We start from the raw sequence: 19,280 nt of genomic DNA, 5'->3' as shown, positions 1-19,280 counted from the left end.
TTGTGACGCGTCTTGACTTTGACGGAGGCGCTGCCTAAATTGGGACTCTGCATTGCAGCATGAGACGGTCCATCGTGGGTCCATCGTGGGTCCATCGTGGGTCCATCGTGGGTCCATCCTGGGTCCATCCCGGGTCCATCCCGGGTCCATCCCGGGTCCATCGTGCGTCGCGCGGGCTCGGCGCCGGCTCGCTTCAGCCGGTTCTCCGCGGGTTCTCATGCGTAAGCCGTGCCGGTCTGCGCTTCGCGCTCCCAGTCATCGAGGAGAACCGTGCCGTGGCCGTTTCCGCCTCTCCCATTCTTCCCGACGTCGCCTCGGCAACCGCCGCGGCCGAGCCGCTTTACGCTTACCTCGTCGATGCATGGCAGCGCGGCGTGCTGTTTCTCGACGTGCTGCGCGAGCGCGGCAACCAGACGTATCTGCACGAGAAGGCCGGCATGCCGCCCGTGCTCGCGTTCGACTACGAGGTCGTCGTGGACGGACGCGAGCTCGACGATCCCGCCAACTACGCGCTGCTGCGCATCGTGCCTGGCGCGGACTTGCCGGCCGATCCGCGCGCGCGTCCGTTCGTCGTCATCGACCCGCGCGCGGGCCACGGCCCCGGCATCGCCGGCTTCAAGATGGACAGCGAAGTGGGCATCGCGCTGCGCAAGGGGCATCCGTGCTATTGCGTCACGTTCTTCCCGGTGCCGTGCGAAACGCAGACCATCGAGTCCGTCTCGCGCGCCGAGGCCGTGTTCCTGAAGAAAGTGCGCGAGCTTCATCCCGACGCGGACGGCCTGCCGTTCGTGATCGGCAACTGCCAGGGCGGCTGGGCCGCGGCGCTGCTCGCCGCGTCGGCGCCGGAACTCGTCGGGCCGCTGATGCTGGCCGGCTCGCCGCTCTCTTATTGGGCCGGCCTGCGCGGCAAGAATCCGATGCGCTATTCGGGCGGCATGCTCGGCGGATCGTGGCCGGTGTCGTACCTGGCCGATCTCGGCGACGGCCGCTTCGACGGCGCCTGGCTCGTGCAGAACTTCGAGCAGTTGAACCCGGCCAACACCTGGTGGGACAAGCTCTATCATCTCTACGCGAACGTCGACGCCGAGCGCGAGCGCTTCCTCTCGTTCGAGCGCTGGTGGGGCGGCCACTTCCAGCTCAATCGCGCCGAGATCGACTGGATCGTGCAGAACCTTTTCGTCGGCAACCATCTGACGCGCGGCGAGGCCCACGGCGAGGACCGGCGCGCGCCGATCGACCTGCGCAACATCCGCACGCCGATCGTCGTGCTCGCCTCGTGGGGCGACAACATCACGCCGCCGCAGCAGGCGCTCGACTGGATCCCCGATCTCTACGAGAGCGTCGACGAGATCGTAGCCAACCAGCAGGTGATCGTGTACTGCCTGCACGACAAGGTGGGGCATCTCGGCATCTTCGTTTCGTCGAGCGTCGCCAATCGCGAGCATACCGAACTGTTTTCGGCACTCGACCTCATCGACGTGCTGCCGCCCGGCCTCTACGAGGCGAAGATTACCGACACGGCGCCCGAGGCGGGCCGGCTCGAACCGCTCGAGGGCCGCTACGAGATTCATTTCGAGCGCCGCACGATCGACGACATCCTGGCGCTCGACGACGGCCGCGACGACGAGCAGCCGTTCGAGGTGGTCCGGCGTTTCGCGGAGAACAACCAGCGGCTCTACGACCTGTTCGTCTCGCCGTTCGTGCAGGCGTCGAGCAATCCGTTCAGCGCGCACGTGCTGCGCGAGCTGCATCCGTCGCGCATCGAGCGCAGCCTGCTCAGCGACGCGAACCCGGCGCTCGCCTGGCTGCCCGCGGCGGCCGACGCCGTGCGCGCGCAACGCCAGCCCGCGGCGCCGGACAATCCGCTCGTGCAGTTCGAGCGGCAGGTGTCGGACGGCATCGACGCGGCCTGGGACGGCTATCGCGATGCCCGGGACGCGCTGACCGAGAGCGTCTTTTTCAACGTCTACGGCGCACCGTGGATGCAGGCGCTCGTCGGCGTCTCGCCCGGCAAGGCGCTCAACCCGACCGCGCCGCCGCTGCTGGCGCTGCGCAGGGAGCTGGCCGCGCTGCGGCTCGAGGCGGCGCGCGGGGACATCGGGCGGGGCGGTCTCGTCGATGCGTTCGTGCGCATCGTCGCCTATCTCGCCGACGAGATGCACAGCGTGGAATACCGTCCGTTCCAGCGCATGCGCGAGCTGGCGCGCGACTATCTGGGCGACCGGCAGCCGACGCTCGCCGAGCTCAAGGCGGCGGCGCGCCGGCAGGGGTTCATCGTTCACCTCGATGCGCGGGCCGCCATCGACGCGTTGCCGTCGCTCGTGCCGGATCGGGAAACGCGGCGCGCGCTGATGGCCGCGGTGTACCACGTCGTTACCGCGTCGCGGCCGCTCGAGGGCGAGCGGCTCGAACGCTATCGCGACGTCGAGCGGGCCTTCGGCATCGAGCCGGGCAGCGAGAAGGCGCCGTTGCCGCCGCCTGGATCGGGCGCCGGGCGTGCCGCGGCGGGCTCGACCGGAGAGACGGCGGCGCTTCGCGCGACCGCGCGGCAGGGCACGCGGGCCCGGAACGGCAAGGCCTCGGGCAACGGTCATGCGGCCCGGCCGCATCTTTCCGCTTCCGGCGCGACGAAACACGCGGCGGCGGCCAAGGCCGCGAAAGCGGCGGCGGGCGCGAAGACCGCATCGGCGGCCGCGCCGCGCGCGCGGTCGAAACCGGCGGCCGGCGCGAAAGCTTCGCCGGCCCACGCGGCATCGCTGCCGGCCGCCCCGGTCCGCGCGGCGGGTACGCCGGCGACCGCGCGCAAGCGTGCCGCCCGCCCGGCGCGCCAGTCCTGACGCGCCGGGCGCAAGACGACGAAGCAGAACGAAAGAACGCAAAAGGAGCGACGGGCCATGCAGACGCCATCCCCTCATCTTCCGCTCGCCGGCATGCGCGCACTCGTGGCCGGCATCGCGAACGCCGATTCGATTGCCTATGGATGCGCCTGCGCGTTTCGCGAGCTGGGGGCGCAACTTGCCGTCACCTATCTGAACGAGAAGGCGAAGCCCTATGTGGAGCCGCTTGCCGGCGAGCTCGGCTCGGCCTTGCTGCTGCCGCTCGACGTGGCCGACGACGCGCAGATGGATGCCGTGTTCGAGGCGATCCGCTCGCAATGGGGCTCGCTCGACATCGTGCTGCATTCGATCGCCCACGCGCCGAAAGCCGATCTGCGGGGCGGCCTGCTCGATTCGTCGGCGCAGGGGTTCGCCGAGGCGATGGACGTTTCGTGCCACTCGTTCATCCGCATGGCGAAGCGCGCGGCGCCGCTGATGCCGCGCGGCGGCACGCTGTTCGCGATGAGCTACGACGGCGCGAACCGCGTCGTGCCGAATTACAGCCTGATGGGGCCGGTCAAGGCCGCGCTCGAGGCGTCGTGCCGCTATCTGGCCTGCGAGCTCGGGCCGCTCGGCATTCGCGTGCACGCGATCTCGCCGGGCCCGCTGCGCACGCGCGCGGCGTCCGGCATCCCGGACTTCGACCGCCTGCTGGCCGATTCGGTCGACCGCGCGCCGCTCGGCGAGGCGGTGGACATCATGGACGTCGGCTTCGCCACCGCCTATCTCGCGACGCGCTACGCGCGGCGCATGAGCGGCAACACCGTCTACATCGACGGCGGCGCGCACGTCATGGCGTAAGCGGCGACGCCCGGCGCGTTGCCTGCCGTTCCGGCTTTCCTTCGTCCGCCTTCCGCTAGAATCGTGCCTCGGCCGCCGCGCATCGCGGCTGGCCCGCACGATCTTCTAACGCACACGGGGGGACTCCATGGCCGGTTCGGCACGCGCATCGCGCTGGTTTCGCGCGCTCTTCATCGCCCTGACGACAACGATGGCGGGCCTGCCTGCCGCCCACGCGGACACGTCGCTGCTCAACGTGTCCTACGACGTGACGCGCGAGCTCTATCGCGACATCGACGCGAGCTTCGCCGCCGCCTGGCGCCAGCAGACGGGCGAGACGGTCTCGATCCGCCAGTCGAACGGCGCGTCGAGCGCACAGGCGCTGTCGGTGCTGCAGGGCCTGCCCGCCGACGTCGTGACGATGAACCAGCCGAACGACATCGACCTGCTCGTCGGCGGCCATCTGGTGCCGGCGAACTGGCGCACGCGCCTGCCCGACGACAGCGCGCCCTACACGACGACGATGGTGTTCCTCGTGCGCAAGGGCAATCCGAAGCACATCCGCGACTGGGGCGACCTCGTGAGGCCCGGCGTCCAGGTCGTGATCGCGAATCCGAAGACTTCGGGCAACGGCCGCTACGCCTATCTCGCCGCCTGGGGGTATCGCAAGCTGCAGGGCGCGACCGATGCGCAGGCGCTCGACTTCGAGCGCGCGCTGCTCGGCAACGTGCCCGTGCTCGACGCGGGCGGGCGCGGCGCCACCACGTCGTTCACGCAGCGGGGCATCGGCGACGTGCTCGTGACGTTCGAGAACGAGGTGGGGCTGATCGAGAGCGGTCCCGGCGCGAAGAATTTCGAGGCCGTCTATCCGTCGGTGAGCCTGCTCGCCGAGCCGCCCGTGACGCGCGTCGACAAGGTCGTCGACGCGCGCGGCACGCGCCGCGTTGCCGACGCGTATCTGCACTACCTGTACACGCCGGCCGCGCAGGAGATCATCGCGGAGCACCATCTGCGTCCGCGCGATTCCGGCGTGCTCGCGAGGCACGCGCGCGAGTTTCCGCCGCTGAAGACCTTCACCGTCGAGCAGATGTTCGGCAGTTGGGAAAACGCGCAGCGCACGCACTTCGCGGACGGCGGCACTTACGATCAGGTGGCGGCGCGTCTGCGCTAGGGGCGACGAACGTCGTCGGCCGGACGCAACGAGAAAGGGGCGCCTTCGTGTGTGAACGGCGCCCCTTTCTCATGATGCGGACGATCCGCGCGTGCGGTTATTGCACCGACACGTTCAGGAAGTTCTGCCGTCCGAACGGGCTCACCTGGTAGCCGCCGACGTTCGCGCGCGTGATGACGGAGGCAATCGGATAGCCGAGCGGAATCCACAGCGCTTCGTCGTGGATGATCTGCTGGGCGGCGTCGTAGGCCTTCGCGCGTTGGGCCTGGTCCGGTGTGGCGAGGCCCGCAGCGATGAGCCGGTCGAGCTTCGGATCGCAGTAGCGCGAGAAGTTGATGCCCGAGCTCACGCCGTTGCAGCTAAAGAGCGGCGTGAGGTAGTTGTCGGGGTCGCCGTTGTCGCCGGCCCAGCCCATGAAGAGCGTGTCGTGCTGGCCCGCCTTCGCGTCGCGGATGAGCTCGCCCCACTCGACCACCTTGATGTCGGCCTTCACGCCGATCTTCGCGAAGTCGGCCTGCAGCAGTTCGGCGCCGGCGCGCGGATTCGGGTTGAGCACACTGCCGCCCGGGCGCACCCAGATCGTCGTCGAGAAGCCGTTCGGAAAACCGGCCTGGGCGAGCAGTTGCTTCGCCTTCGCGACGTCGTAGGGGTAGGGCTGGATGGCCGTGTCGTAGCCCCAGGTGGTGGGCGGCCACGGGTTGACGGCCGGCGTCGCCGTATTGTCGAACACGGCCTTCAGATAGGTGACGCGGTCGAACGCGAGATTGAGCGCCTGGCGGACCTTCGGGTTGTCGAGCGGCTTCTTCTGCGTGTTGAGCGCGACGAACGCCGTCATGAACGCCGGCGTCTGCACGACCTTCAGCTTCGGGTTGGTCTTCGCGGCGGCGACGTCGTCGGGTTCCGGCGAAAGCGCGATCTCGCACTCGCCGGTCCTGACCTTCTGCGCGCGCACGGCCGCGTCGGGCGTGATCTCGTAGATGAGCCGGTCGACCTTCGGTTTCGGGCCCCAGTACGACGGATTCGCGTCGTAGCGGATCACGGCGTCGCGCGTGTAGCTGTGCAGCATGAACGGCCCCGTGCCGACCGGCTGCGCGTTCAGGTTCGCGGTCCGGCCGGCCTTGAGCAACTGGTTCGCGTACTCGGCCGAATAGATCGACGCGAAGCCCATCGTCAGGACCGGGAGGAACGTGGCGTTCGGCTGGTTCAGCTCGAACCGCACGGTATGGTCGTCGACCTTCGTCACGGACTTGACGAGCTTCGTGAGCCCCATCGACTGCGCGTGCGGAAAGCCGCCCGCGCCCGACACCTTGTGCCACGGGTTGTTCGCGTCGAGCATGCGCTCGAACGTGAACACCACGTCGTCGGCGTCGAGCGGCCGGGTCGGCTTGAACCAGGGCGTCGTCTGGAACTGGACGTTCGGGCGCAGATGGAACGTGTAGACGAGGCCGTTCGCGCTGACGTCCCAGCTCGTGGCCAGCGACGGCACGACTTTCTTCGCCGTCTCGTCGTAGGCGACGAGCGAGTTGAAGATCACGTCGGCCGAGGCGTTGGTCGTGACGAGCGAGTTGAACTGGACTACGTCGAAGCCGTCCGGGCTCGCCTCGGTGCAGACCGTCAGCGGCTTCGCGAACGCGAGCGCGGGCACGACGAGGGCGAAGGCGGCAAGAACGTGGAGGGGCAGTTTGAAGCGCATAGGATCTCCGTGTGATTCCGGCGGCCGGCGCGCGCGGCCTGAGACAAATTCATCCGCATAACCGGATGGACGCGCCGGCGGTTCCCGGCGCGACTTGCCGGGAACCGCGGCAACCCGTCGCGCAATTTATCGCGCGACCCATCGTCGCCCGACCCGCCGACCCGTCGCGGACTTATTGCGGCCGGGCCGCGCGCGGCTTGCGCGGGGCCTTCTCGAACGCGCGGTCGTAGAGCCAGCGCGGCAGCGCGCGCAGCAGCATGCCCACGATGCGCATCTGCCAAGGGAAGGTCGCGTAGGCGGTTCCGCGTGCGATCGCGTCGATGCTCTTCGCGGCGAACCGTTCCACGTCCATCAGGAACGGCATGGTATACGGATTGTGCCCGGTCATCGGCGTGCGGATGTAGCCGGGCGCGATCGTGACGACCGCGACGTCGAACGGGCGCATCTCGACGCGCAGCGATTCGAGATAGGTGAGGGCCGCGGCCTTGGACGCGCTGTAGGCGCCGGACCCCGGCAGCCCGCGCACGCCGGCGACGCTCGCGATGCCCGCGAGCGTGCCGCGGCGAGCGGCGGTCATCGCCGCGACGAACGGCTCGAACGTCGCGACCATGCCGAAGTAGTTGGTGTCCATCACGTCGCGGAACGTGTCGAGCTCGCCCTCGCCGGTCAGCGCGCCGCGGCTGATGCCGGCATTTGCGATCACGACGTCGGGCAGGCCGTGCGCGGCCACGAACTGCCGGGCCGCGTCGGCGAGCGCGGTCGCGTCGCGCACGTCGGCGGGATAGATCGAGACGGGATGGCCGGGATGCGCCCGCGCAAACTCGGCGAGCGCCTCGGCGCGCCGCGCGACGAGGCCGAGCGTTGCGCCGCGTCGCGCGTACCCGGCGGCGAGCGCGAGCCCGATGCCGCTCGAGGCGCCGGTGATGAAAACCTTCAGCGGTTCGCTCATGCCGGCGCCGTACCGTCGTTACATCTTCTTCGCGCGAACCTGGGCGACGAGGTAGTCGAGCACCTGGATCGTGCCCGGCAGGCTGTCGGTGTCGCCGGGGCCGGTTTCGTACTTGCCCTGCACGGCGAGCGTCGGCACGGCGTCGATCTGGTAGTTGTTGATGACTTCCTTGTCGCGCTGCAGCGCGCTTTGCGTCGAGAACGAGTTGTAGGCGGCAAGGAACTTCTGCGGATCGACGCCCTGGGTCGCAAGGAACTTCGCCTGATCCTGCGGCGTGAGCAGGTAGTCCTTGTTCACGTGGATCTCGTGGAAGACGGCCGGCGTCAGCTTCTGGGCGAGGCCGAGCGCTTCAAGCGCGTAATAGAGCTTCGAATGCGGGACGAAGTCGTCGCGGAAGGCCACCGGCACGCGGCGGAACACGACGTCGGGGCCCTGGCGCTGGAGCCAGGTTTCGAGATACGGATCGAAGGCGTTGCAGTGCGGGCAGCCGTACCAGAAGAACTCGGTGACGACGATCTTGCCGGCCGGCGCGTCGACGGGCTGGGCCGCCGGCAGTACCGTGTAGTCCTTGCCGGACACGGGGGCGGCGGGCGAGGCCCAGGCCGAACCCGCCATGACGGAAAACGAAAGCAACAGGGTACCAAGCAGTTTTTTCATGTCGTGTGATCCAGGTTAGCGTGCTTCGACGCGCGTGAGCGCGCGTCGATTTCGGTTTGCATGCCGGCGGGTGACGGGAAGCTTGCAGTTTCCGTCGACCGGGATGCGGCATGGCGCCGCATTAGACCCGTGCCGCGCGCCGATGGTTCAGCCGGGCGGGCACGGGAAACGCATCATTGTTTCGAGAAGCGGATGACGGCGGTGTCGATGCCGGCGTCGGAGAGTCGTTGACGGGCATTGTTCATGTCGTCGAACTTCGAGAACGGGCCGATGCGCACGCGGAAGTAGGTGATGCCGCCGGCGTCGCGTTCCGTGACTTTCGATTCGAAGCCCTGGAAGGCGAGGCGCGCGCGCTGCTGCTCGGCGTCGGCCGCGGTCTTGTATGCGCCGACCTGCAGGAAGTAGCCGGTGTTCGCGTCGGCGCCGGAGGCCGGCTGCGCGGCGCCGGAGGCGACCTTCGGCGGGACGTTGTTCGTGGGCGCGCTGCCCGTTTGCGGCTGCTGCGCGGCCGTGCCGTTGCCGGTCGCGGGCGACGGGGCGACGGCCACGCCGTTTCCGTTGCCGGAAGTGGCGGCCGTGCCGCTCGCGCCGCTGGCCGGCACCTCGACGATCTGCGGTTCGTCGAGCAGGCCGGGCTGCTGCGCCGGGCCCGTCTGTCCCGGCGCCGTGTTGGGCGGCGCGGTCTGTTCTCCGGCCTGCGGCGGCGCGACCGCCTGGCCGGGCGAGGAGCCCTGCAGCACGCGGTTCGGATCGTACGGGGCGTTGCTTGCTGCGGTGTCGGACGCGGACGGCGGCGCGACCTTCGAGACGAAGGGCGTCGGCGCGCGCGTGATGTAGAGCGCTACCACTACCGCGATCGCAAGGCCGACGATCAGGCCCAGCACGATGCCGAGAAAGGTTCCCCCGGACTGTTTCGACTGTTTTGAAGTGCGTCGCGGTTGTGCCATCGTCTGAATCACCTGCAAACAAGAAAGTCCTGGATCGACCGCCCGCGCCCGGCCGGCCCCATGTGCCGTCCGTCGCCTGACGGCGCTTTACATTCTCTCGGGTGCCGACACGCCGACGACGGCGAGGCCGTTCGCGAGCACCTGGCGCGTCGCCGCGAGCAGCGCGACGCGGGCGTCGCGCTCGGTCGCGTCGTCGACGAGAACGCGTTCGGCATTGTAGAACGAGTGAAACTCGGCCGCGAGTTCCCGCAGATAGAACGCGACCGCGTGCGGCGCGAGCTCGTCGGCCGCGTGAGCCAGCACGTCGGGGAACTCGGCGAGCTTTGCGACGAGCGCGAGCGCGCGTTCGCCCGAGAGCGGTGCGAGGTCGACGCGCGGCAGCGCCGCCGCGTCGCCGCCGTAGCGCGACTTCCACTCGGCGAGGATCGACGAGATGCGCGCGTGGGCGTACTGCACGTAGTAGACCGGGTTCTCGTCGTTCTGCTTGAGCGCGAGATCGATGTCGAACACGAATTCAGTGTCGGCCTTGCGCGAGATGAGGAAGAAGCGCACGGCGTCGCGGCCGCGGCGCAGCGTGGCCTCGTCGACGAGCTCGGGCGAGGTCTCCGTGCCCGGCGCGGCGCCGCCCGACCACTCGATCAGGTCGCGCACGGTCACATAGCTGCCCGCGCGCTTGGAGATCTTCACTTCCGCGCCGTCGCGCATCACGGTGACCATCTTGTGCAGCACGTAGTCGGGATAGCCCTTCGGAATGCCGACGCCGAGGCCCTGCAGGCCGGCGCGCACGCGCGCGATCGTGCCGTGGTGGTCCGAGCCCTGCACGTTGATGACCTTCGTGAAGCCGCGTTCCCACTTGGTGACGTGATAGGCGACGTCGGGCACGAAGTAGGTGTAGGTGCCGTCGGACTTGCGCATCACGCGGTCCTTGTCGTCGCCGTCGTCGGTCGTGCGCAGCCACAGCGCGCCGTCCTGCTCGTAGGTCTTGCCCGCGGCGACGAGCGCGGCGACAGCCTTCTCGACGCGGCCCTCGGCGTACAGCGACGACTCCAGATAGTACTGGTCGAACTTCACGCCGAACGCCTGCAGGTCCATGTCCTGCTCGTGGCGCAGATAGGCGACCGCGAAGCGGCGGATCGCCTCGAGGTTTTCGATGTCGCCCGCGCCCTTCACGGGCTCGCCGTCCTTCGCGGCGACGGTCGCGCCGGCGAGGTAGTCGCGCGCGATGTCGGCGATGTATTCGCCGTTGTAGGCGGCGTCGGGCCAGTCGGCGTCGCCGGGCTGCAGGCCGCGCGCGCGCGCCTGGGTGGAGCGCGCGAGGTTGTGGATCTGCACGCCCGCGTCGTTGTAATAGAACTCGCGATGCACCGCGTAGCCCTGCGAGGCGAGCACGTTCGAGAGCGCGTCGCCGAGCGCGGCCTGGCGGCCGTGGCCGAGGTGCAGCGGCCCGGTCGGGTTCGCCGAGACGAACTCGATCAGCACGCGCTTGCCGGCCTCGCGCGGCGAGCGGCCGAACGCTTCGCGCTCGGCGAACACCGCGCCGATCGCGGCGCGCTTGGCCGCGGCCGTGAGGCGCAGGTTGATGAAGCCGGGCCCCGCGACTTCGGCCGACTCGACGAGGCCGGCGGCCGAAGGATGCGCGAGCGCGGCGTCGACGATCTGCTGCGCGAGCTGGCGCGGGTTGGCGCGCAACGGCTTGGCGAGCTGCATGGCGACGTTGCAGGCGAGGTCGCCGTGCGCGGCGACCTTGGGCCGTTCGAGCGCGATGGCCGGCGCGACGAACGCGGCTTCGTCCGCGCCCCCGGTTGCCTTGGCTACCTGCTTCACGGCGTCGGCGAGCAGGGTTTCCAGGGTGAGTTTCTGTGCGGGCAGCATGCTTGTTGCAGATCCTGTGCGGGTAATCGGATGCGACGCCGGCATGGCGTGGCCGGCGTCGTCGAATCGTGGAAGGCTGGGCGTTCGCGCCGGCGGCGCAGCGCGGCGGGGCCGGTCCTCACGGCATTTTGCGGCGCCGGTTTCGGGCGCCGGCCGTGTCCCGCGCGCTGGCTTGCCGGCGCGGGGGTTCCGTCCAGACGGATTTTAGCAGGTGCTAATATCTCCCATGGAAAGCCCGTCGGGGACCGCACGCAAGGCACGCGACCTGCATGGCGACCTGCACGCGGCGATCCCGTCCGGCAGCGGAGGCTGACCGTCGGGAGACGCAATCAACACATAAAGAAAAGGGAGCAAGCCATGCTGGTCACTTTCAAATGCCACGCGGCGCCGGATGTCATGATGCTGGACAATCTCGCGCAATACCTGCTCGGCATCATCGGCAAACGGCTCGGTCCGCGCGGCGTGATCGCCCATGACGAGCTGGAGACGGCGATCGCGAAGCTCGAAGCCGCCATCGCCACCGACCGCCGCGAACGTGCGGAGCACGAAGGACATTTCCACGAAGGCGAGGACGGCCGCCATTCCCACGAGGTGCCGCTCGGGCTCGCGCAGCGCGCGTTTCCGTTCCTCGACATGTTGAAGGCCGCGCGCGGCGAGGGCGGCGACATTCTCTGGGGCGTCTGACGCGGACCGCGCGATCCGCGGGGGCCGCGCAATCGGGCCGGCCACGGCTTCGGCCCGAAACAGGGGAGCCTGCTCGTCGCGGGCTCCCCTGTTTTTTTACCCCGATTCCCTGACTAAAGCAGCGGCGCGAGCGCGCGCCGCGCGTCGTCCCGCGAGAGCGCCATGCGGCGCGCGTAGTCCTCGAGCTGGTCTTCGCCGATCTTGCCGACCGAGAAGTAGGTGCTCTCCGGATGCGCGAGATAGAAGCCCGACACGCTCGCGGCCGGCAGCATCGCGAGCGATTCGGTGACGCTCATGCCGATCGAATTCGCCTGCAGGCAGTCGAACATGGCCTGCTTGACGAGGTGGTCCGGGCAGGCCGGATAGCCGGGCGCGGGCCGGATGCCCCGGTATTGCTCGGCGATCAGCGCGTCGTTGGCGAGCGTCTCGTCGGCCGCGTAGCCCCAGAGATCGCGGCGCACGCGCGCGTGCATCGCCTCGGCGAACGCTTCCGCGAAGCGGTCGGCCAGCGCCTTGAGCATGATCGCGCTGTAGTCGTCGTGATCCTTCGCGAACTGGGCTTCCTTCGCGTCCACGCCGAGGCCGGTCGTCACGGCGAACAGGCCGATATAGTCCGCGACGCCCGAGTCCTTCGGCGCGATGAAGTCGGCCAGCGAGCGGTTCGGCCGCATCACGCCGTCCACGACGGGACGCACGCTCTGCTGGCGCAGGTTGCGCCACGTGAGCGCGACTTCGCTGCGCGACTCGTCGGTGTAGATCTCGATGTCGTCGTCGCCCACCGTATTCGCGGGCAACAGCGCGATCACGCCGTTCGCCGTGAGCCAGCGGCCCTGGACGAGCCGTGCGAGCATCGACTTCGCGTCCGAGAACACCTTGCGCGCCGATTCGCCGACGATCTCGTCGTTGAGAATCGCCGGGTACGACCCGGCGAGGTCCCAGGTCTGGAAGAACGGGCCCCAGTCGATGTAGTTCGCGAGCTCGTTCAGATCGTAGTTGCGGAACTCGCGCCGGCCGACGAACTTCGGCTTGACCGGGCGGTAGCGCGTCCAGTCGATCTTCGTCTTGTTCGCGCGGGCCTCGGCGAGCGTCACGAGCGGCGTCGCCTTTTTGTTCGCGTGCTGGTCGCGGATGCGCGAGTAGTCGGACTTCAGCTCGTCGATGTACTTCGCCGCGCCTTCGTCGGACAGGAGGCTCGAGGCGACCGACACCGAGCGCGACGCGTCGGGCACGTAGACGACGGGGCCTTCGTAGTGCGGCGCGATCTTCACGGCGGTGTGCACGCGCGAGGTCGTCGCGCCGCCGATCAAGAGCGGAATCTTCTTCACGCGGAAGTAGTCGTCGCGCTGCATCTCGGCGGCCACGTAGGCCATCTCCTCGAGGCTCGGCGTGATGAGGCCCGAGAGGCCGATGATGTCCGCGCCCTCGACCTTCGCCTTCGCGAGGATCTCGTTGCAGGGCACCATCACGCCCATGTTGACCACTTCGAAGTTGTTGCACTGGAGCACGACCGACACGATGTTCTTGCCGATGTCGTGCACGTCGCCCTTCACGGTCGCGATGACGATCTTGCCCTTCGCTCGCACGTCGCCGCCCGCTTCCGCGAGCCGGCGCTTTTCCTCCTCGATGAACGGGATCAGGTGCGCGACGGCCTGCTTCATCACGCGCGCCGACTTCACCACCTGCGGCAGGAACATCTTGCCCTGCCCGAACAGGTCGCCGACGACGTTCATGCCGTCCATCAGCGGTCCTTCGATCACGTTGATCGGCCGCCCGCCCGCCGCGTCGATCTTCGCGCGGGCCTCTTCCGTATCCTCGACGATGAACGTCGTGATGCCGTGCACGAGCGCGTGCGCGAGGCGCTGCTCGACGCCCTGGTTGCGCCACTCGAGGTTCTCTTCCTTCTTCGCGGCGCCGGTCTTGAACTTGTCGGCGATTTCGAGCAGGCGGTCGGTCGCGCTCATGTCGCCTGGCGGCTGGCGGTTCAGCACCACGTCCTCGACGCGCTCGCGCAGCTCGGGGTCGAGGTCCGCGTAGACGCCGAGCTGCCCTGCGTTGACGATGCCCATGTCCATGCCGGCCTGGATCGCGTGATAGAGGAACACGGTGTGGATCGCCTCGCGCACCGGGTCGTTGCCGCGGAACGAGAACGACACGTTCGACACGCCGCCGCTCACCTTCGCGTAGGGCAGGTGCTGCTTGATCCAGCGCGTCGCCTCGATGAAGTCGACCGCGTAGTTGTTGTGCTCCTCGATGCCGGTCGCGACCGCGAAGATGTTCGGGTCGAAGACGATGTCCTCGGGGGGGAAGCCGGCCTCGTTCACGAGCACGTCGTAGGAGCGCTGGCAGATTCCGGTCTTGCGCGCGAACGTGTCGGCCTGGCCCGTTTCGTCGAACGCCATCACGACCGCCGCCGCGCCGTAGCGGCGGATCAGCTTCGCGTGGTGCACGAACGCGTCCTTGCCTTCCTTCAGCGAGATCGAGTTGACGATCGCCTTGCCCTGCACGCATTGCAGGCCCGCCTCGATCACCTCCCACTTCGACGAGTCGATCATGATCGGCACGCGCGCGATGTCGGGCTCGGAGGCAATCAGGTTCAGGAAGCGCACCATCGCCGCCTTCGAATCGAGCATCGCCTCGTCCATGTTGATGTCGATGACCTGGGCGCCGTTCTCGACCTGCTGCCGCGCGACGACGAGCGCCTCGTCGAACTGGCCGTTCAGGATCATCCGGGCGAACGCCTTCGAGCCCGTCACGTTGGTGCGCTCGCCGACGTTGATGAAGAGCGTGCCGGACGTGACGTTGAACGGCTCGAGGCCGGAGAGTCGCAGGGTGTGGTCGGTCATGGCGTGGGCAATGTCGTGGATTCGTCTTTCGGGACGGGCAATGCGTTCTTCTTTTGCCTTGCGGGCGGGGCTCGCGGGCGATCCGGATCGTCGGGCCGCCGGCGCCGCGCCGTCGCTCAGGCGGCGTCGCGATCGTCGCGGTACTGGCCGGGCCAGCGGCGCGGCTTCACGTCGGCGAGCGCCTTCGCGATGGCGGCGATGTGCTCGGGCGTCGTGCCGCAGCAGCCGCCCGCGAGGTTGACGAGGCCCGCCTGCGCGAATTCGCGCAACAGGCCCGACGTGTCGGCGGGCAACTCGTCGAAGCCCGTGTCGCTCATCGGGTTCGGCAGGCCGGCGTTCGGATAGCACGACACGTAGGTGTCGCAGAGCTTCGAGAGCTCGGCGATGTACGGACGCATCAGCGCCGCGCCGAGCGCGCAGTTCAGGCCGAACGTGAGAGGCTTCGCGTGGCGCAGCGAGTTCCAGAACGCCTCGACGGTCTGGCCCGAGAGGATGCGGCCCGACGCGTCGGTGACGGTGCCCGAGATCATGATGGGCAGACGCTCGCCGGTGTCCTCGAACAGTTGGTCGAGCGCGAAGAGGGCGGCCTTGGCGTTCAGCGTGTCGAAGATCGTCTCGACGAGGAAGAGGTCGACGCCGCCGTCGAGCAGCCCCTTCGCCTGCTGGTAATAGGCGGCGCGCAGTTCCTCGAACGTGACGTTGCGCGCGCCCGGATCGTTGACGTCCGGCGAGATGCTGGCCGTCTTCGGCGTCGGTCCGATCGCGCCGGCCACGAAGCGCGGCTTGTCGGGCGTCGAATGGCGTTCGCACGCGGCGCGCGCGAGTTTCGCCGAGGCGAGGTTCATCTCGTCGACGAGACTTTCCATGCCGTAGTCGGCCTGCGCGACCGTGGTGGCGCCGAACGTGTTGGTCTCGATGATGTCGGCGCCGGCGGCGAGGTACTGCTCGTGAATTTCGCCGATGATCTGCGGCTGCGTGATCGAGAGCAGCTCGTTGTTGCCCTTGATGTCGCGCCCATAGTCCCTGAAACGCTCGCCCCGATAGGCGGCTTCGTCGAGCTTGTAGCGCTGGATCATCGTGCCCATCGCGCCGTCGAGGATCAGGATGCGCGAGGCGAGCAACGCGGGCAGCGCGGCGCCGCGCGTGTACGCGTCATGGCTGGCGGGAGAGGCTGAAGCGGCAGGCTGGTTCATGGAACAGGGCTCGGATCTGGATGCCGGGTCTGGGCGCGGGTCGGATGTCGGGCCGGGCTGGGCACCGACGGATTGATAATCCGTCATTGTAGCCGCAGGCGTCCCGGGGCGCCGGGGTCGCGCGCGGGGCGGGCGGGGCGTTCGCGCGCGCGATCAGGAGGGCAAATGAGCGGCCGGGGAAAAGCGGCCAAATGAGCGGCCCGATAAGCGCGGCCAAAGAAAAACCCCATCCGGCGCAGGCCGGATGGGGTCCCGAAGCAGGACGTCGCCGCTGGGGCGACCGCGTCAGTGCATGATGACCGGGTGCTGCATCAGGCTGTCGAACTGACCGAGAAACTCGTCGACCTCGTCGAGCGACTGGTCTTCTTCCATCAGCTTCTGCACGCTTTCGCGGAAGCGCGCCGCCATCATGCCGTCGATGAAGATTTCGCGGCGCGCGTTCTTGTCGACGATTTCGTAGCCGCCCGAGAGCATGGCCAGATGGCCGGCCTGCGGGGGAAACTCGACGACGCAGTAATTCGGACTGTTGTAGATCATCTGCATGGCGACACTCCTTTTTCCTGTGCTCGGATCACTGCTTCGGCTTGTAGATGGCGCGCCCGTTGCGAAATTCAAGGGGTGGCCCAAGATCTGTTCACGCTAATAACGGGCTGGTGAACGCGCCTTTGCGCCCGCAGTGCAAGGAGAGAGGAGCGCCCAGAACCTGCAGGTTAGACAGGCACGGGCAGAAACGTTTCAAGCAGGGCCGCGAATCGGTGGGCCGCCTCGACCGGGGCCAGATGGGCGGCGTCGAGCAACTCGAAGTGGGCGCCTTCGATAGCGTCGGCGATCGCGCGCGTGGCCGCCGGCGGCGTGCTGGTGTCGTGCCGGCCGGCCACGGCGAGCGTGCGCACGTGCAACTCGGCGAGACTCTCATGTGCGTCAAAATCACGCAGGGCCTCGCAGGCCATCGCATAACCTTCGGGGCGCGTGCGCAACAGCACTTCGCGTATCTGCTCGACGGCTTCCGGATGCGCGCGCCGGAAGTCCCCGGTCAGCCAGCGCTCGAGCGTGGCGGAGGCGAGCGCGTCCATGCCTTCGCGGCGCACCGTGGCGGCGCGCTGGTCCCACATCGCGCGGGCATCGGTGGGCGTGCGGCTCGCGGTGTCGGCGAGCGTGAGCGAGGCGACCCGCGCAGGGGCGTCGAGCACGAACTGCTGGGCGATCATGCCCCCCATCGAGACGCCGACGAGATGCGTGCGCGGCGCGCCGACGGCGTCGAGCAGCGCGTCGAGATCGGCGGCCAGGTCGGCGAAATCGAACGGCTTCGGCGACACGTCGCTATGGCCGTGACCGCGCACGTCGTAGCGCAGCACCGTGTGGCTGTGACGGAAATGGCCGGCGAGCTGGTCCCAGACGGACAGGTCGCCGCCGAGCTGATGCACGAAGGTGAGCCATGGGCCGCCGCCTTCGTCGTCGAGCACATAGCGGGTGGAGATGCCGTTGACAGTCACTTGCATGGGTTGCCTCCTTCATAGCAGCGGGTTGGGAGGGACTCGTCGCGGCGAGCCCGTCGTCCTGGGCGCGCAAGCCGCGCGCCCAGGACGACGGGGCTTCGGTCCGGCGCCGTCCGCTGCCGTCCGCTGTTGGCCGCCGCTTATTGCCGGGCCGGAGCGATGCCGCCGCTTGCCTGAGACGGGGCAGCCGGATTGGGAGCCGTGCTGTCGCCGGATGGAGGCGACGGCATCGAGGGCGATGTCGGGGCCGGTTGCTGGATCGATTGAGGGGATTGAGGGGCCGATTGCGGCGACCCGGTTGCGGTCCCGGCCGGGGCTGTGCCTGGCGCGGACGGCGGCGGATTCGATTCGCCGGCGCGCTGCGCGGTGCCTTCGGTGCCGTTCTGGACGGCCGGTCCGTTGCCGGCCTCTGCTCCCGCTCCGGCCGTAACGCCGCTGCCTTTCGTGTCGTTGCCGGCCCCGGTTCCCGCTCCGGTCGCGCCGTTGTCGTCGTTGTTTATCGTACCGGCTCCGGCTCCGGCTCCCGTGCCCGTGCCCGTGCCCGTGCCCGTGCCGGTCGCGCCGCTGCCCGTCGCTCCGCCGTTCGCCGGGTTTTGGGGGTGCGTCGTGTCGCCGTTCGTCTGCGTATCCGTTGCCGGCAGCGTGAGCGGCCCGCGCCAGACGAGATCGAACTGCGTGCCGTTCGGTTCGGTCTGCAGCACGCGCACCGGCAGCCAGCCGAGCGACGGCGCGAGCCACACGTCGATGTGGCGCCGGTCGCCGTCGTGACGCGGCAGGCGCATGAAGTGGCGGGCGCCGACGACGCCCTGCGCCGTGCTGACCGTCTCGTCGCCGATCGTCGTGATCGGCCAGACTTCGCCGCTGTCGTTGTCGGCCACGTAGAACTCGCGCGTCACGCCCGGCTTGTAGGTGTCCGGCGCGCCGCGCACGAGGCTGGCGAGCTGCATCACCATGCTGAAGCGGTCCTGTGCGCCGTCGGGCAGCGGCAGCGAATTCGGCGTGCGCGTGAACGCGATCTGCTTCGTCGCGCGGTTGAAGATGGTGACGTCGGCGGGGCGGTGTCCGCGCTTCTCGATGTACTGGTCCGGCGCGAGGCCGAACGCGTCGACGTGCCCGCGGCTCGTCCAGCTAAAGGTGCCGACGAACGGCAGCGGCACCGACACCACCATCTCGTAGTGTTGGCCGTCGCTGCGCCAGTGGATCGTTCCCGGCTGATTCTGCATGCCGTTGTAGAACGTGTCGTATTGCATGTCGCCGGACGGCGGAACGGAAAACTTCACGCCGTGAGAGGCCGTGGCGGCGTTGCCCGAACCGGCGCCGTTCGCTTTGCCGGCGGCGCCGGCCGATGCTCCCGTCGTCGTCGCCGCCGGCGCGCTGGCGGGGCTGCTGGCCGGACCGGCCGCGCTTGCGCGGGCGGGCGCGGGCGGGCTCGATGCCGTTTGTGCCGGCACGACGGGCCGGCGCGCGGGGGCAACGGCGCTGAGCGTAGGCGGACGCGGCGCAGGGGCAGCAGCGCGAGCCGCCGGGCGGGGACGCGCCGCCGCGGCCGGTTTCGACGGAGCCTGCTCGATGCGTTCGGGTTTGAGCAGCGCGACCTGCACCGGCACGCGCGCGGGCGGGATCGGCGGTGCGAGGCCGGGACGATGGTCGATCCACAGCGCGGCGAGCCAGTGGCAGGCCGTCACGGCGAGGAACACGCCGATCCAGCGCGAGACGGGCGCCCGCCGCGGCGGACCGGACGGCGCGCGCGCAGGGCGATGGGCGGCGGTGGACGATGACATGGGGGCGTGTCGATGCGGATCGTGAGCGTTCTTCGGGCGGCCGGCCGCGCTGCGCTGGATTATGCCGCAAGCGCTTTCTGCTTTCCGTGCCGCGGCATGCGCGCTTCGTTCGCATTCGGTCCGCATTCCCGGACGGGGCGCATGCTGCATGCCGGCCGGCTTTTCGGGTGGACCGCCCATCGTGGAATAGATTCCCCTTGGCGTGATCCTCCCGCCCGATGCCGCGCGCGGCTTGCGCGTCGGCGCGCCGGGCCGGTCGGCGCGCCTCGCGGCCGGCGCGCGCGGTATGATCGACCGGACGCGCGCGGCCTCGGCCCGACGCGCGTTTCCCCCCCCCC

At 69.1% G+C, this 19,280-nt stretch carries 14 protein-coding genes; 4 read left to right on the top strand and 10 right to left on the bottom strand.

What is annotated here, in order from left to right; all coding sequences use genetic code 11:
- The first annotated feature begins 275 nt into the window (after window positions 1-275).
- The 3 genes from CY652_RS10910 to CY652_RS10900 all read left to right on the top strand — a co-directional run bounded on the left by CY652_RS10910 (window position 276) and on the right by CY652_RS10900 (window position 4,827).
- Complete coding sequence (locus CY652_RS10910) at window positions 276-2,837, top strand: DUF3141 domain-containing protein (RefSeq protein WP_258002275.1); 2,562 nt, start codon at window positions 276-278, stop codon at window positions 2,835-2,837.
- Window positions 2,838-2,894: 57 nt separating this feature from the next.
- On the top strand, window positions 2,895-3,677 hold the full coding sequence (gene fabI, locus CY652_RS10905) for an enoyl-ACP reductase FabI (protein ID WP_102130732.1): 783 nt from the start codon (window positions 2,895-2,897) through the stop codon (window positions 3,675-3,677).
- 127 nt (window positions 3,678-3,804) lie between these two features.
- Entirely contained in the window at window positions 3,805-4,827 is a 1,023-nt protein-coding gene (locus tag CY652_RS10900; protein WP_102130731.1) for a sulfate ABC transporter substrate-binding protein, read from the top strand.
- 97 nt (window positions 4,828-4,924) lie between these two features.
- Here CY652_RS10900 and CY652_RS10895 read toward each other — a convergent pair whose 3' ends face one another.
- From CY652_RS10895 to argS, 5 genes are all read right to left on the bottom strand, one after another.
- A complete protein-coding gene (locus CY652_RS10895) occupies window positions 4,925-6,520 on the bottom strand; it encodes an ABC transporter substrate-binding protein (protein ID WP_102130730.1) in 1,596 nt (531 codons plus the stop codon).
- 172 nt (window positions 6,521-6,692) lie between these two features.
- Entirely contained in the window at window positions 6,693-7,469 is a 777-nt protein-coding gene (locus CY652_RS10890) for an SDR family oxidoreductase (protein WP_102130729.1), read from the bottom strand.
- An 18-nt stretch (window positions 7,470-7,487) separates the two neighbouring features.
- Window positions 7,488-8,126, bottom strand: a complete 639-nt coding sequence (locus CY652_RS10885) for a thiol:disulfide interchange protein DsbA/DsbL (RefSeq protein ID WP_102130728.1) — start codon at window positions 8,124-8,126, stop codon at window positions 7,488-7,490.
- 173 nt (window positions 8,127-8,299) lie between these two features.
- Window positions 8,300-9,091: an SPOR domain-containing protein gene (locus CY652_RS10880; protein WP_102130727.1), complete on the bottom strand. Its 792-nt coding sequence runs from the start codon at window positions 9,089-9,091 to the stop codon at window positions 8,300-8,302.
- Between the two features lie 69 nt (window positions 9,092-9,160).
- Window positions 9,161-10,945 carry an arginine--tRNA ligase gene (gene argS / locus CY652_RS10875; protein ID WP_102130726.1) on the bottom strand — a complete coding sequence of 595 codons (1,785 nt, stop codon included), beginning with the start codon at window positions 10,943-10,945 and terminating at the stop codon, window positions 9,161-9,163.
- 357 nt (window positions 10,946-11,302) lie between these two features.
- On the opposite strand from argS, the gene CY652_RS10870 reads away from it, so the two are divergent.
- Window positions 11,303-11,629: a DUF1840 domain-containing protein gene (locus CY652_RS10870; protein WP_102130725.1), complete on the top strand. Its 327-nt coding sequence runs from the start codon at window positions 11,303-11,305 to the stop codon at window positions 11,627-11,629.
- Between the two features lie 113 nt (window positions 11,630-11,742).
- On the opposite strand, the gene metH is transcribed toward CY652_RS10870, so the two are convergent.
- The 5 genes from metH to CY652_RS10845 all read right to left on the bottom strand — a co-directional run bounded on the left by metH (window position 11,743) and on the right by CY652_RS10845 (window position 18,942).
- Window positions 11,743-14,472 (bottom strand): methionine synthase, encoded by a 2,730-nt coding sequence (metH, locus tag CY652_RS10865; protein ID WP_102130724.1) that lies wholly within the window; start codon window positions 14,470-14,472, stop codon window positions 11,743-11,745.
- A 116-nt stretch (window positions 14,473-14,588) separates the two neighbouring features.
- Window positions 14,589-15,665, bottom strand: a complete 1,077-nt coding sequence (locus CY652_RS10860) for a homocysteine S-methyltransferase family protein (protein WP_102130723.1) — start codon at window positions 15,663-15,665, stop codon at window positions 14,589-14,591.
- 285 nt (window positions 15,666-15,950) lie between these two features.
- The gene (locus tag CY652_RS10855) at window positions 15,951-16,208 is read right to left on the bottom strand and encodes a BTH_I0359 family protein (RefSeq protein ID WP_102130722.1); all 258 of its coding nucleotides are present in this window, start codon (window positions 16,206-16,208) and stop codon (window positions 15,951-15,953) included.
- Between the two features lie 167 nt (window positions 16,209-16,375).
- Entirely contained in the window at window positions 16,376-17,164 is a 789-nt protein-coding gene (gene pcaD / locus CY652_RS10850) for a 3-oxoadipate enol-lactonase (protein WP_102130721.1), read from the bottom strand.
- A 137-nt stretch (window positions 17,165-17,301) separates the two neighbouring features.
- Window positions 17,302-18,942 carry a DUF3108 domain-containing protein gene (locus CY652_RS10845; RefSeq protein WP_102130720.1) on the bottom strand — a complete coding sequence of 547 codons (1,641 nt, stop codon included), beginning with the start codon at window positions 18,940-18,942 and terminating at the stop codon, window positions 17,302-17,304.
- Window positions 18,943-19,280 lie beyond the last annotated feature (338 nt).

Origin of the sequence: Burkholderia sp. WAC0059, from assembly GCF_002870125.1 — a bacterium.
Classification (GTDB): domain Bacteria; phylum Pseudomonadota; class Gammaproteobacteria; order Burkholderiales; family Burkholderiaceae; genus Paraburkholderia.
Note: the sequence above shows the minus strand (reverse complement) of the source record. Positions and strands in the feature narration are given on the sequence as shown.